Annotated in this window: 11 protein-coding genes; 7 read left to right on the top strand and 4 right to left on the bottom strand. The window is 45.5% G+C overall.

Features of this window, described 5'->3' with window-relative positions; translation table 11 throughout:
* Window positions 1-11 precede the first annotated feature (11 nt).
* Both parE and gyrA read left to right on the top strand, forming a co-directional pair.
* On the top strand, window positions 12-1,979 hold the full coding sequence (gene parE / locus QFZ81_RS20455; protein ID WP_307441901.1) for a DNA topoisomerase IV subunit B: 1,968 nt from the start codon (window positions 12-14) through the stop codon (window positions 1,977-1,979).
* Between the two features lie 24 nt (window positions 1,980-2,003).
* On the top strand, window positions 2,004-4,445 hold the full coding sequence (gene gyrA, locus QFZ81_RS20450) for a DNA gyrase subunit A (protein WP_307441903.1): 2,442 nt from the start codon (window positions 2,004-2,006) through the stop codon (window positions 4,443-4,445).
* Here gyrA and QFZ81_RS20445 read toward each other — a convergent pair.
* A complete protein-coding gene (locus QFZ81_RS20445) occupies window positions 4,436-4,603 on the bottom strand; it encodes a hypothetical protein (RefSeq protein ID WP_200957347.1) in 168 nt (55 codons plus the stop codon). The two genes, gyrA and QFZ81_RS20445, sit on opposite strands and share 10 nt — an antisense overlap.
* A gap of 333 nt (window positions 4,604-4,936) precedes the next feature.
* Here QFZ81_RS20445 and QFZ81_RS20440 point away from each other — a divergent pair, with 333 nt between their 5' ends.
* Complete coding sequence (locus tag QFZ81_RS20440) at window positions 4,937-5,341, top strand: MarR family winged helix-turn-helix transcriptional regulator (RefSeq protein WP_307449649.1); 405 nt, start codon at window positions 4,937-4,939, stop codon at window positions 5,339-5,341.
* Between the two features lie 26 nt (window positions 5,342-5,367).
* On the opposite strand, the gene QFZ81_RS20435 is transcribed toward QFZ81_RS20440, so the two are convergent.
* From QFZ81_RS20435 to QFZ81_RS20425, 3 genes are read right to left on the bottom strand one after another with little or no spacing between them, the layout of a single operon-like run.
* Window positions 5,368-6,081: an RluA family pseudouridine synthase gene (locus QFZ81_RS20435; RefSeq protein WP_307604497.1), complete on the bottom strand. Its 714-nt coding sequence runs from the start codon at window positions 6,079-6,081 to the stop codon at window positions 5,368-5,370.
* Between the two features lie 2 nt (window positions 6,082-6,083).
* Window positions 6,084-6,950 (bottom strand): class I SAM-dependent methyltransferase, encoded by an 867-nt coding sequence (locus QFZ81_RS20430; RefSeq protein WP_307441906.1) that lies wholly within the window; start codon window positions 6,948-6,950, stop codon window positions 6,084-6,086.
* Window positions 6,951-7,004: 54 nt separating this feature from the next.
* Window positions 7,005-8,135: a peptidylprolyl isomerase gene (locus QFZ81_RS20425; protein ID WP_307441908.1), complete on the bottom strand. Its 1,131-nt coding sequence runs from the start codon at window positions 8,133-8,135 to the stop codon at window positions 7,005-7,007.
* A gap of 181 nt (window positions 8,136-8,316) precedes the next feature.
* On the opposite strand from QFZ81_RS20425, the gene glgB reads away from it, so the two are divergent.
* The 4 genes from glgB (at window position 8,317) to glgA (ending at window position 14,128) form a co-directional block, all read left to right on the top strand.
* Window positions 8,317-10,323, top strand: coding sequence for a 1,4-alpha-glucan branching protein GlgB (gene glgB, locus QFZ81_RS20420; protein ID WP_307604495.1), 2,007 nt, complete (start codon window positions 8,317-8,319; stop codon window positions 10,321-10,323).
* Entirely contained in the window at window positions 10,266-11,414 is a 1,149-nt protein-coding gene (locus tag QFZ81_RS20415) for a glucose-1-phosphate adenylyltransferase (protein WP_307604493.1), read from the top strand. Before glgB ends, QFZ81_RS20415 begins: the two co-directional genes overlap by 58 nt.
* 6 nt (window positions 11,415-11,420) lie before the next feature.
* On the top strand, window positions 11,421-12,530 hold the full coding sequence (gene glgD / locus QFZ81_RS20410) for a glucose-1-phosphate adenylyltransferase subunit GlgD (protein WP_029193102.1): 1,110 nt from the start codon (window positions 11,421-11,423) through the stop codon (window positions 12,528-12,530).
* A 158-nt stretch (window positions 12,531-12,688) separates the two neighbouring features.
* Complete coding sequence (glgA, locus tag QFZ81_RS20405; protein WP_307604490.1) at window positions 12,689-14,128, top strand: glycogen synthase GlgA; 1,440 nt, start codon at window positions 12,689-12,691, stop codon at window positions 14,126-14,128.
* Window positions 14,129-14,209: the final 81 nt, after the last annotated feature.

Below are 14,209 nucleotides of genomic sequence, written 5' to 3'. Positions count from 1 at the left end.
GGAGGGCTTCAATGTCCGAGCAGCTAGAATTTGCGAAAGGAATAGCCCCAACGTCGAATTATGAGGCTGATGATATACAAGTCCTGGAAGGGCTTGTAGCGGTTCGTAAAAGACCAGGGATGTATATTGGTAGTACAAGTGCATCGGGTCTACATCATCTGATCTGGGAGATCGTGGACAATGCGGTTGACGAGCATCTTGCCAAACATTGTTCCAAGATTAATGTGACGATACATAAAGATCAGTCCATTACGGTTCAGGATAATGGTAGGGGGATTCCAACCGGAATGCATAAGACCGGCGTGCCAACTCCACAAGTTGTATTTACTATTTTACATGCCGGCGGCAAATTTGGTGGAACAGGCTATAAGAAGTCTGGCGGACTACATGGTGTTGGCGCATCGGTAACAAATGCTCTATCCGAATGGCTGGAAGTAGAAATTTACCGAGATAGCAAGGTGCATAAAATGCGCTTTGAATACTGGGTCGACGATTCAGGGATCGAGCACGTGGGTGAACCGGTTACCGGACTTGAGGTCGTAGGAAATACCAATCGCACAGGAACGAAAGTAACTTTCAAGCCTGACAAACGCGTATTTCAAGGCGGAACAACCATAAACTACGATACTTTAGCTGAACGTCTGCAAGAAATTGCTTTCCTCAACTCAGGACTTCTCGTAAACTTGAAAGACGAACGGTCTGATAAGCTAGACACTTTCCAATATGAGGGTGGCGCGAGTCAATTTGTTGAATTCCTGAATGAGGAGAAAACAGTTCTTCATCCTGTGATTCACTTTGCTTCAGAAAAGGATGAAATCGAAGTAGAGGTGGCCCTGCAATACAATGATGGCTACACGGAAACGATTGCTTCCTTCGTAAACTCAATCCCTACTCGCGGCGGCGGTACGCATGAGACCGGCTTTAAGACAGCCTATACACGTGTCATGAATGAATATGCCCGTAAAGGGGGCATTATCAAAGAAAAAGAAAAAAATCTGGATGGTACCGACCTTCGTGAAGGTATGATGGTTGTTATCAATATCAAGATGGGTGATGTCGAATTCGTTGGTCAAACGAAAGATCAGCTTGGAAGCGCTAATGCAAGAAGTGCAGTGGATGCGGTTGTTTCTGATAAAATGACTGTTTTCTTGGAGGAAAATCCGCAAATTGCGCAAATGATGCTGAAGAAGGCTGTACAAGCTTCCAAAGCACGGGAAGCTGCTCGTAAGGCGCGGGAAGAAATTCGCAGCGGTAAAAAAGGAAAGAGTGAGAGCTCGAACCTGAATGGTAAGCTAACCCCTGCACAATCGAAGGATTTGCAACGCAATGAGTTGTTCATTGTCGAAGGAGATTCCGCCGGCGGTTCAGCGAAGCAAGGACGTGATTCCAAGCACCAGGCAATACTGCCGCTCAAAGGAAAACCGATGAATCCCGAGAAATCCAAGCTTCTCGATATTATGAAAAATGATGAATACAAAGCGATCATCGCCGCCATTGGGGCTGGAGTTGGCTCTGAATTCGAATCCGAAGAGATGAATTACGGCAAAATTATTATTATGACAGATGCAGACACAGACGGTGCGCACATTCAGGTCCTGCTTTTGACCTTCTTTTACCGCTATATGAAGCCATTGATCGATCAGGGTAAAGTGTTTATCGCACAACCACCACTTTATAAAGTGACTAGAAAAGGCAAGAATGGTGGATACAAGTACGCTTGGACCGACGATCAACTACAGGTTGTTGTCAAAGAACTTGGTAAGAATACCGAGCTGCAGCGTTATAAAGGTCTTGGTGAGATGAATCCGGAGCAGTTGTGGGAAACGACGATGAATCCGGAAAGCCGTACCTTGCTGCAAGTACAGATTGAAGATCCCGCTAAAGCGGAACGACGAGTAACAACATTGATGGGTGATAAGGTAGATCCACGCAAGCGGTGGATTATCGAGAACGTCGATTTTACCGAATATGTAGAGTAGACCAAAAAGAGTGGTGAATGAAAGATGAACATATTAGAAGAGTTTTTACCTGCCTTTCTGGAGGAGATCGTTGGCGATCGTTTCGGGCGTTATTCTAAATATATTATTCAGGATCGCGCGATTCCAGATGTAAGGGATGGTTTGAAGCCTGTACAACGACGTGTATTGTACGCGATGTACGATTCAGGCAATACCCCTGATAAGCCTTATCGCAAATCGGCCAAAACCGTCGGTGATGTCATGGGGAATTACCATCCGCATGGAGATGCCTCCATTTATGATGGTATGGTTCGTATGGCGCAGCCTTGGAAGATGGGCCATACACTTGTGGATGGCCATGGAAACTGGGGATCACTAGATGATGATCCGCCCGCAGCTATGCGTTACACAGAGGCTAGACTTTCTGAGATCGCAATGGAACTTCTGCGCGATATTGAGAAACGTACGGTCATGTTCAAGGATAATTTCGATAATTCTACGAAGGAGCCTGTCGTGCTCCCTGCGCGGTATCCGAACTTACTCGTGAATGGTGTTAGCGGGATTTCGGCTGGGTTCGCAACGGAAATTCCACCTCATAATTTACGTGAAATCATTGATGCCTGCACAGCCATGATCGACAAGCCTGAGATTACAGTCGAAGAATTAATGACGATCGTCAAAGGCCCCGATTTTCCGACTTCCGGCATTATCATGGGTGAAGATGGCATTCGCGAAGCTTATCGCACGGGGAAAGGCCGTATTTACATACGTTCCAAAACAGCGATAGAAGATATGCGCGGCGGCAGACAACAGATTGTAATCACGGAAATTCCTTATCAAGTTGTCAAATCTCGACTGGTTACTGCCATGGAGAACATTCGGCTTGAGAAGAAAATCGAAGGTATTGCCGAAGTACGTGATGAAAGCGGTCGTAATGGGTTACGTATTGTCGTGGAGCTTAAGAAGGAAGCCGATGCCCAGGGTATTTTGGCTTACTTACTGAAGAAGACAGACTTGCAAGTGACCTACAATTTCAATATGGTTGCAATTGTGAATAAAGCGCCTCGTCAATTAGGTATTCGTGAAATTCTTGAAGCTTACATTGGTCATCAAAAGGAAGTTGTTACGTTCCGTTCTCAATACGAGCTCGAGAAAGCCGAAGACCGCGCACATGTGTTAGAGGGACTTGTCAAAGCTCTTAACATTCTGGACGAAGTTATCGCAACGATTAAAGCTTCCAAGAATCGGCAAGATGCGCAAAATAACCTTGTTGAGAAGTTTGGATTTTCAGAGCGACAAGCAGATGCTATTCTTGTTTTGCAATTATACCGATTAACGAATTTAGAAATTACAACGCTTGAAAAAGAGTTGAAAGATGTAGAGAAAACGATTGCCTATTTACGTGGTATTCTTGGCAGCTTGAAGAAGTTGTTAGGTGTTATCAAAGATGAAATGGGTGAAATTCGTAAGAAATATGGCATCGACCGCCGCTCGGATATCCAGGGTGAAGTGGAAGAGTTGAAGGTTAATCTCGAGGTACTTGTGAACGCGGAAGATGTCCTCGTTACGTTATCCAATGAAGGTTACCTGAAACGGACGAGCAAGCTTTCGTTCACACGATCAGGCGGAGAACTCGAAAATACAGGACTGAAGGAAGGCGATTACTTGCGCTTCCTGCTCGACGTGAATACGATCGAAAGCTTGCTGATCTTCACGAAGAAGGGGCAATATTACTTGCTGCCTGTCCACCAAGTGCCTGAGTATAAGTGGAAAGAGAACGGCACCGCGATTGTGAATGTCATTCCTATTGCCAAGGAAGATCGCATCGTTAACGTTATTCCGGTCAAGGGCTTTGAGGATCCGACCAAGTCGCTTGTATTCGTCACACGCAAAGGACAAGTGAAGCGTACAGAGCTGAAAGAATATATGACGAACCGCTCAAACGGAATCGTGGCTTGTAAAATCGGTGAGAATGACGAAGTCCTTCAAGTACATCTAAGTGACAATACGAAGGAAATCTTGCTTGTCACAAAGCAGGGCATGAGTATCCGTTTCCGTGAGGAGGAAGTGAACCCGATGGGCCGTGCGGCCGCGGGTGTGCGCGGCATCCAACTCAAGGATGACGATGAAGTCGTCTCAGCCGAGTGGATTTATGGGGATGAGGGAGAAGTGTTGGTCATCTCGGACCTCGGGTATGCGAAGCGTTCCCTAGTCGTGGACTATCCGATCCAAGGACGCGGCGGGAAGGGCATACTTACCTTCGAATTTAAAGAAGGCAAGCGTGTGAGACCTAATGGTTCAGCGTTAATTCGCACATTTATCGTGAAAATGGATTATCTCATTACTGCCGTCATGAGTAATGGGGAGAAGCTGCGTTTCTCAACAGAGACAGCACCTCTGGAGGATCGAAAAGCACAAGGTAAACAACTTATACCTGTTTCCAAAACAGATGCGATCGTAGAGATCCTGAGATTCCCTCAATCATAGCTGACTGTAGGTGGATCCAGCTTCTCAATGAGCATAAAAGCTAACTCCAATAGGACCCACAGGGGCATTGGTTCGTCTAATCGATCCAGCCACTGTGGGTCTTTCATTATGCCAGCCTCCAGTGCCTTTTTGCCAAGCTCTATTTTCCAAGCTTCCACCTTAAACCACTCCTTTGAGTTTTCTAAGAAAACTAGCCTCGTAAGATAGACTTTTTGTGATAATTACGAAGCCATAGAAACTGTTTTCGTTAGTAAAAAATGTACATACCTGCATCACAGTATATGTAAGAAGTGGGCGAGGTGTTAAAAGAAGTCGAGAAGCTTGGGCGATTTCTTGTTAATCGGACAAAGTAATGGAGGGATCGACAGCAAGCCACAGCATGTCTCAAACGGTGCAGATTTTGTCTGAAAATATTAATGGCATTAACCTTTAAACCAAAGAAAAGGCATGCTATACTTGCCTTAGGAGATGTTGGAAGCGAGTTGATGAGGTTGTATTCCGATGAATTTGGGAAGCTATGGTTGAAATTGTCTAAGGAATTGAAAAACCAGATGGAGGTAGGTTTAGCACCTACCATTACGGAAGGACAGCTTAACGTGTTAGAGCTGCTTATGACGAATGAACGGATGAAGCCTTCTGATTTAATCGAATATTTATCCACAACGCCTGCAGCTGTGACAACACTATTAGATCGGATGGAGAAAAGTGAATTGATCGTAAGAGAGCGGGATGAGAAGGACCGCCGTATCGTTTGGGTCAACGTCACGGACAAAGGAAAGGCGGAATGCGAGAGAGGTATGAGAATCCGGGAACATCTTTTGGATTCATACCTGAGCCGCGTTTCCGCCCATAATCAGAAATTGCTTATTTATTTGCTTGGGAAGGTCGCCAATTAATAGCGACCCAAGGGTTTGAGACGAATTTACAACTCGGGGAGTGTAAATGCGCTCCATGGCCGCTGCATCGGCGGCAGCGACCGAAAGCGCAGCGTCTCTTTGAGCGTTGGATGCTCAAAGGCAAGAGCCGTGGCCCACAGCGCTAGCTGCTGGCCGGGTTTGTTGACCGCGCTGCCGTAGCGCTGGTCGCCGTAGAGCGTGCAGCCGATGGCTGCCAGCTGCACGCGGATCTGATGCGGCCGCCCGGTATGCAGCTTGATCTGGATCAAGCTGAGCCCTTCTTGGCTGCCGAGCAGCTTATAGTCCAGCACAGCCTCCTTGGCGTCCTGCTGGCCTTCTCTGACCACGCTGACGGTATTCGTCCGCGTGTCCTTCCAAAGAAAGTGGCGCAGCGTAGCGGACGGCTGTGGCGGCTTGCCGTGCACGACGGCGACGTACGTCTTGTCGAGCTGCCTCGATCTTACCGCGTCAGATAGTCGGGACGCGGCTTTTGACGTTTTGGCGAATACCATCACGCCGCCAACGGGACGATCAAGCCGGTGTACAAGCCCGAGGTATACATTGCCGGGCTTGTTATGACGGTGCTTCAGATCTGCCTTCAGCACATTCAGCAGATCAGGATCGCGTGAATCGTCTTCCTGCGTAGGCATGTTGACGGGCTTCTCAACCACAAGAATATGGTTGTCTTCGAACAGTATCGGAATTTGTAATGCTCCCGAGCCATCTCTAGATGCTGCCACCGTTACGCCTCCCAGCGTCCCAGAATACCGCAAGGGAGCATCAAGCCGGAGTGGGTGATCGGCAGGCCGATTTCGCCACTGGAGATCGTGCCGCCATGCTTGGCTTTCATCGCCATGCTTAAAATGTTCTGGAGCACAGTGGCCGAGATACCCGTTGTATAAGAGTTGATCAACAGGAACAACGGATTGTCCGTCAGAATCGATTGGCAAGTCTCAATGAAAGGGAAGAGGTCATCTTCTAATTTCCAAGTCTCACCATTGGGTCCGCGTCCGTAGGAGGGAGGATCCATGATAATCGCATCGTATTTGCTTCCGCGGCGCTGTTCTCTTTGTACGAATTTGAATACGTCATCCGTGATAAAACGAACAGGACGGCTGCCTAGGCCGCTCAGATGCAGATTTTCCTTAGCCCATTGAACGACTCCTTTGGAGGCATCCACATGGCAAACTTCGGCACCTGCGTAAGCGCAGGCCAGTGAAGCTCCACCTGTATAAGCAAACAGGTTTAGTACCTTGATGGGACGTCCGGCTCCTTGGATTTTGTCCATCATCCATTTCCAGTTGACTGCTTGCTCAGGGAATAAGCCCGTATGCTTGAAACTGGTTGGCTTAATATAGAAGGACAACTTCTGGTCATAGTTAATCGTCCAGCGCTCAGGAAGCTCTGCGTGCTGCTCCCATTGTCCGCCGCCACTGGAGCTGCGATGATAATGGGCGTCAGCTTGACGCCATGCCGGCGTTTCTTTTTGTAACGGCCAAATGATTTGTGGGTCTGGTCTTCTCAGGACGATCGTGCCCCATCGCTCGAGCTTTTCGCCGCCGCCTGTATCGAGGAGCTCATAATCAACCCAGTCTTTTGCATAAAACATGCTGCATTCCATCCTTCAACTTGTATACTTTAACAAACATTCATTGTACACCATTTATTGACCTAAATCGATCTTTTCAATCAAATCATTCAGTTCTTTTTCTGCAAATTGTTGAAATTGCTGTTGTTCAAGCGCAGCTTTCAGCTGTTCTTTCACAGAATCAAAAGATTTAACGGATCTGGCTTCTACTTTAATAACGTGATAGCCGAAATCTGTCGCGATGGGGTCACCAATTGTTCCGATCGTTTGCTCGATAGCTGCTTTCTTAAACTCGGGTACCCACTGACTTACATCGGCATCCGCATAAAGACCACCAGCATCTTTAGAACCTGGGTCATCTGAGAATTCTTTGGCCAGTTTGGCGAAATCTTCACCGTTCTTTAATTTCTGTTGAACTTCTTTAGCACGTTTAAGTGCTTCCTCTTTCGTACGAAGAACTTTGTTATCTGAGCTTGATGGGTCATTCAATCCAATCAAAATGTGACGCACGGAGGCAATGGTATAAGCATCTTTATCTACTTTGAGTGTTTCATCATATTTAGTTTTTAACTGGGCATCGGAAATACTGGACTTGATGTAATTTTGTGCACCGATGCTGCCCACTAAAAAGTACTGAAGATCCGATTCCTTTACATTCACCTTTTTCAAATCATCCTGAAACTTCGCTTCGCCAAATTGGTTTTTCCAAGCAGCGATTTGCTTAACAGCACCGTCTTTGGCAGCGTTCTGGTCTGCCTCAGATGCTTTACCGAAAAGAATTCGGTTTTGAATGAGTTGTCTTATCACACTTTTTTGGTACTCTGGGTCATCTTTAGAGGCAGCATGGCCTCCATTGAAGAGCGCTTGCAAAGCAAAGAAAGTATCAAATTCACCCTTGGTCACGATTCCACCCTTGTAGTTTGCAACCACATGCCTAGGATTGTTGCCGATCCAAATGGTTTCATTTTCTTCGTCCCACTCAACCTTTTTCCCAAGAGCTTCACTTACAAATCTAAGGGGTACATAGGTAGAACCTTCATAAATAAATCCTTTAGCTTCGGAAGGCGCTTTCTCAACACCGTCAAACATATACTTAAGACTTCGGAATGCTACTTCAATTTGACTGTTTGCTGCGAATGCTACGGTTCCGCTTAATACGGAACCGATCGTTAGACCAACGATAAGTCCCTTTACTTTATCTTTCATTATTAGTGTTCCACCTCTCGATATAATGTCCCTCAAATAATTCACCAACGGTTGAGTAATTTCCTTTTTTTTTTAATGTAAAAATGAAGGATTCTTTGCTTGCTTGTTGTATTTGTTACGTAAGGTGATTATAAGTAAAATCCAGTTTTGACGAAATCAGGTCGATTTAAGGAGGGATAACGTGGGGGCAAATGTTGGTATACCTAGCTCAGAAGATTTGTTTCTGCTTCATGAAGGATCCCTTTACCACAGTTATCGCATCTTAGGGGCGCATGTAAGCAAAACAAAAGGGCAAGAGGGAGTTCGTTTTGCCGTATGGGCACCTCATACCAAACAGGTTTACTTGCTTGGTGATTTCAACAGTTGGCAATCTGGGACACATCGTTTGGAGAAGTTTAGTACACTTGGCGTATGGATATTGTTCGTTCCAGAAGCAAGTGAAGGCGATTATTACAAGTTTGAAATTCATAGCGAGACAGGCCAGATTTTGTTGAAAGCAGACCCATATGCCTTTTATTCGGAGTTACGTCCGGGTACCGCATCGCGTGTTGTTGATCTAGAAGGTTACGAATGGAAGGATCAGGCATGGCAGCAGCAGAAAAAGGAAAGTCCCGCTTACAATAAGCCACTATCCATTTATGAGGTTCATCTGGGTACGTGGCGCAAAAAGGACCGACATAGTGAAGATTTATATACCTATGATCAGCTTTCTGAAGAGCTAGTGGATTACGCAGTTGAAATGGGGTATACGCACATTGAATTAATGCCGTTGGCGGAGCATCCGTTTGACCGCTCTTGGGGCTATCAAGCAACAGGCTATTTCTCCGTAACCAGCCGCCACGGTACTCCGAAGGAATTCATGCATTTCGTTGATCGGTGTCATCAGAAGGGTATCGGGGTCATAATGGATTGGGTCCCTGGCCATTTCTGTAAGGACAGTCATGGACTCAGGCAGTTTGATGGGAAGCCGCTGTATGAATATGAAGACCCTCGCAAAGCTGAGAAGTTGGAATGGGGTACACTTACTTTCGATTTTGGTCGACCCGAGGTTCAAAGTTTCTTAATCTCAAATGCTGTATTTTGGATGGACATGTATCATATTGATGGGATTAGAGTAGATGCTGTGGCTTCTATGCTGCATTTGAATTTTGGCAGATGGAGCGAGGAACCGATCAAGAATCAATGGGGTGGGGATGACAATCCCGAAGCGATCGCATTCCTGCGCAAGCTGAATCAGGCCGTCTTCTCCTTCTACCCTGATGCGCTGATGATGGCTGAGGATTCTACCGATTGGCCGCTCGTTACTGCGCCTGTCCACGATGGGGGACTCGGATTTAATTATAAGTGGAATATGGGCTGGATGAACGATATGCTGCGTTATATGAAATTAGATCCGATTAACCGCAAGTATCATCACAAGCTGATCACGTTCTCATTCATGTATGCCTTTAGTGAAAATTATGTACTGCCGCTTTCGCACGACGAAGTGGTGCATGGTAAACGTTCACTCCTTCATAAGATGCCAGGCGATTATTGGCAGAAATTTGCTAACCTGCGCGTTCTATATGGGTATATGACAGGTCACCCTGGTAAAAAGCTGCTGTTTATGGGCAGTGAATTCGGGCAATTCGACGAATGGAAGGATCTAGAGGAGCTTGATTGGTTTTTACTTGAAGGATACGAAAAACATAGTCAAATGCATCATTATGTAAAGACACTTAATCAATTTTATTTGGACCAACCGGCGTTGTGGCAGTTGGATCATCATCAGGATGGGTTCGAGTGGATCAACCCTCATGATGAGAGCCAGAGCGTTGTGACCTTTATGCGCAAAGGGAAATTGCCTGAGGATGACTTGATTCTCGTCTGTAATTTCACCCCTGTGGTACACCCGGATTACCGAATTGGTGTTCCGCGGCATGGTGTGTACGAAGTCGTATTTAACAGCGATGCACACGAGTTTGGCGGTTCTGGACAAGGTAACTCAGAGCCTATATCCAGTGAAAAGCGTTCATGGCACGGGCAGCCGAATAGTTTAGCGTTGTGTATTCCGCCGCTTGCGGCTGTTTATATAAAATGTGTGAGTGAATTCCAAACTGTGATTGACGAAGTTGAAGGGGGAAATCAGATATGCGCAGTAAAGAATGTGTTGCCATGCTCCTTGCTGGAGGAGAAGGACGAAGATTAGGCGTTCTGACGAACAATTTAGCCAAGCCAGCCGTTCATTTTGGCGGGAAGTATCGTATCATTGATTTTACCCTCAGCAATTGTACGAATTCAGGGATCGACACCGTTGGTGTTCTAACGCAGTATCAACCTCTCGTACTCAATACGTATATTGGGATTGGAAGCTCGTGGGACCTTGACCGCAAATATGGCGGTGTGACGGTGTTGCCTCCGTTCATGGAACAAAAAGGCGGGGATTGGTATAAAGGAACCGCGAATGCCATTTATCGCAATATCGGCTTTATTGAGCAATATGATCCCGAATATGTTTTGGTCATCTCGGGTGATCACATTTATAAAATGGACTATGATCTGATGCTGTCTTACCACAAAGAGAAGAAAGCCGACGCAACGATTGCTGTCATTGAAGTTAAATGGGAGGAAACGAACCGATTCGGTATCATGAGCGTCAATGACAAACAAGAAATAACTGAATTTGCAGAAAAACCGAAAGAAGCGAACAGTAACTTGGCTTCGATGGGCATTTATATTTTTAATTGGAGCGTATTGAAGTCTTATCTGCTCGAGGATGAAGAAAATCCTAACTCCAGCAAAGATTTTGGTAAAGATATTATTCCAATGATGCTGAAAGATGAGGCGAGAATGTTCGCTTATCCATTTGAAGGCTACTGGAAAGATGTAGGTACGATCGATAGTCTGTGGGAAGCGAACATGGACCTGTTGGACGACAATAATGAGCTTAATTTAAATGATAAGGACTGGCGGGTATATTCCCAAAATCCTTACCAGCCGGCTCAGTATGTGGCGCCAACTGCGAATATAAAGCGTTCCCTCGTGAATGAAGGCTGCGCGATATTCGGGGATGTCGATCATTCCGTTTTGTTCTTCGGTGTACAGGTTGGCGAAGGAAGCCAGATTCGCGATTCCGTCATTATGCCTAATGCCAAAATTGGTAATAACGTAACAATTAATAAAGCGATTATTGGCGAAAACACGGTCGTTGAAGACGGTGCTGTGGTAGATGGCAAAGGGGAAATTGTACTTATTGGTGGCAATGAGCGGATATCAGGGAATGCCAATCAGAAGGGATGATGTCGAGTGAAACATGTGATGGGTGTCATTAATTTAGTGAATGAACCGGATGATTTGGAGGAACTGACCTACTTTCGTTGCCCAGCATCCGTGCCGTTCGGCGGCCGTTATCGATTAATTGATTTTACATTGTCAAATATGGTGAATTCAGGTATTGATAATGTCGCTGTATTCACTCAACATAAATATCGTTCACTCATGGATCATCTGGGTTCTGGGAAAGAATGGGATTTGGACCGGAAGCGTGGCGGCTTGTTCGTGCTCCCGTCTGTGCTCAATGAACCAACTGGCATTTCACGTGGCGATTTATACCAGTTCTATAGCCATAGAGATTATTTTTATCGTGGTAAAGAAGAGCTTGTCATTATTTCACGAAGCCACATGGTATGCAACCTCGATCTGCGTGACGCTGTGCGTTATCATGAGGATACACAAGCAGACATTACGGTTATCTATAAGCAAACAGATGAGGATATTCAAGGGAAATTCCGTCGTCTAGCTGTCAAGGATAGCGGGCAAGTGACTCTTATGGAGGATCACACAGGAAGATTGCGTACAAACAACATTTCAATGGAAATGTACATCATGAGCAAAGCGCTGCTGCTGGATATGGTTGAATCTTGCTTAGCGCAAGGTTACGATCATTTGGTTCGCGATGGCATTATGAAAAACATTGATAAGCTAAGCGTGTATGGTTACAAATTCGAAGGCCATGTAGGAATTGTAAATTCGATTCAAGGCTACTACAAGCACAGTATGCAGCTGCTTAATCCGGCGATCTGGAGAGAGCTCTTCTTCCAGAAAAACCTGATTTACACGAAGGTTAAAGATGAACCGCCTGCAAAGTACTTGGATACCGCAGCAGCTAAAAACGCGCTCATCGCAAACGGCTGTATCATCGAAGGTAAAGTGGAAAATAGTATCCTATTCCGTGGTGTGAAAATCCGGAAAGGGGCGTACGTGAAGAACAGTATCATTCTCCAAAACTGTGAGATTGAGGAGAATGTGATCATTGAGAATGCAATCCTGGATAAGGATGTCTTCATTAGTCGTGGACGTGTCTTGACGGGAGATAACAAAGCACCATTCATTGCTGCGAAAACAAAAGTGATCTAGATCAAATAAATTTGAAAAGTCAGCTTTCAGAAGCCTAGAAGTTTGAACGATTACCTGAGTTCCTGGCATTTGTTCGAGCTTCGACACCGACCAATCATTCTGAAAAGCTTCGTTTTGCATAAGGTGGCTTTTCAAACATCCATTGGAGGAGTAGGAAGATGAAAGTACTATTTGCCGCATCTGAGGCTGTTCCTTTTATTAAAACAGGCGGTCTAGCTGACGTAATTGGCTCGTTGCCTAAGGAGCTTACTCGTCAAGGACTGGATGTACGGGTTATTTTACCTAAGTATGGCGATATCCCTGCTGTTTATCGGGAAGCAATGACGAAGGTAGTCGCATTTGATGTCTACATCGGTTGGAGAAAGCAATACATCGGAATAGAGATGCTTCAACTTGATGGAGTCACCTTTTACTTCGTGGATAATGAGTTTTATTTCAAGCGTCCAGGCATTTATGGTTACGGTGACGAGGCGGAGCGTTTTGGGTTCTTCTGCAGAGGGATTATTGAGGCGCTCCCGTTACTTGATTTCCAGCCGGATGTGATTCATTGCCATGATTGGCAAACAGGTATGATTCCTGTGCTGCTGAAGGCACATTATCAACATTTCCCTTTCTATAGCGAGATGAAGACGATGTCTACCGTTCATAACTTGAAATACCAAGGTGTGTTTGATCAATCCTTATTAAAAGATTTGTTCGGTTTATCAGACGATCATTTCTCAGGAACTGCGCTTGAATTGCATGGTGGCGCAAGCTTTCTCAAAGGCGGGCTCCTCTATTCAGATCAAATAACAACGGTAAGTCAGACCTATGCGGAGGAAATTCAAACACCTTTTTATGGTGAATTTCTGGACAGCCTGCTGCGTCATCGCAAAGATCAGTTAACGGGCATCGTGAATGGCATTGATTATGATGTGTTCGATCCAATGACTGATTCACATCTAGTTGTGAATTATCGAGATTCCTTACCGAAGAAGCAGCAGAATAAGTTAGCTCTGCAGGAGCGCTTGGGTCTGCCTGTCAATGCAGATGTACCGATGATTGCGTTGGTCACTCGCTTGGTGCAGCAAAAAGGGCTTGATCTCATCCAGCATGTCATTTCAGAGATTCTCGCTTTGGATATTCAACTCGTCGTTCTCGGTACTGGTGACTATGGGTATGAGCAAATGTTCCGTTATGCGGCTCAGACACATCCAGATAAGGTGTCTGCTCAAATCTACTTCGATGAATCATTAGCACATCAAATCTATGCCGCATCTGACTTATTCTTGATGCCGTCACAATTCGAGCCTTGTGGGATTGGGCAGTTGATAGCACTTCGTTATCGATCTGTACCTATTGTCAGAGAAACAGGCGGACTGAAGGATACCGTGCAGCCTTACAATGAGTTCACGGGTGAGGGAACCGGATTCACATTCAGCAACTATAACGCGCATGACATGCTGCATATCATTCGCCGTGCTGTATTTTTCTACAAGAATGATAGAGATGCATGGCTGAAAATTCAGCAAAATATGAAAAAATGCGATTTCAGCTGGAAAAAGTCAGCCCAGCAGTATATCGCACTTTATAAAGAAATGGTTAGTAGCAACGATTAAAAGGAGACTGGAGGCATGATGCTTCCAGTCTCTTCTATCTAGTTCCTCTTCATTTTATCTCTAAACGTGTCGATAAAGACA

It is taken from the genome of Paenibacillus sp. V4I9, assembly GCF_030817295.1.
In the GTDB taxonomy this organism is placed as follows: domain Bacteria; phylum Bacillota; class Bacilli; order Paenibacillales; family NBRC-103111; genus Paenibacillus_E.
This window is presented reverse-complemented; position numbering and strand designations above follow the sequence as displayed.

What these genes read in the sequence shown, in the direction of transcription:
- glgA (WP_307604490.1), top strand. Translation starts at nt 12,689, where the DNA reads ATGAAAGTACTATTTGCCGCATCTGAGGCTGTTCCTTTTATTAAAACA.
- QFZ81_RS20430 (WP_307441906.1), bottom strand. Translation starts at nt 6,950, where the DNA reads ATGTTTTATGCAAAAGACTGGGTTGATTATGAGCTCCTCGATACAGGC.
- QFZ81_RS20415 (WP_307604493.1), top strand. Translation starts at nt 10,266, where the DNA reads ATGCGCAGTAAAGAATGTGTTGCCATGCTCCTTGCTGGAGGAGAAGGA.
- parE (WP_307441901.1), top strand. Translation starts at nt 12, where the DNA reads ATGTCCGAGCAGCTAGAATTTGCGAAAGGAATAGCCCCAACGTCGAAT.
- gyrA (WP_307441903.1), top strand. Translation starts at nt 2,004, where the DNA reads ATGAACATATTAGAAGAGTTTTTACCTGCCTTTCTGGAGGAGATCGTT.
- QFZ81_RS20425 (WP_307441908.1), bottom strand. Translation starts at nt 8,135, where the DNA reads ATGAAAGATAAAGTAAAGGGACTTATCGTTGGTCTAACGATCGGTTCC.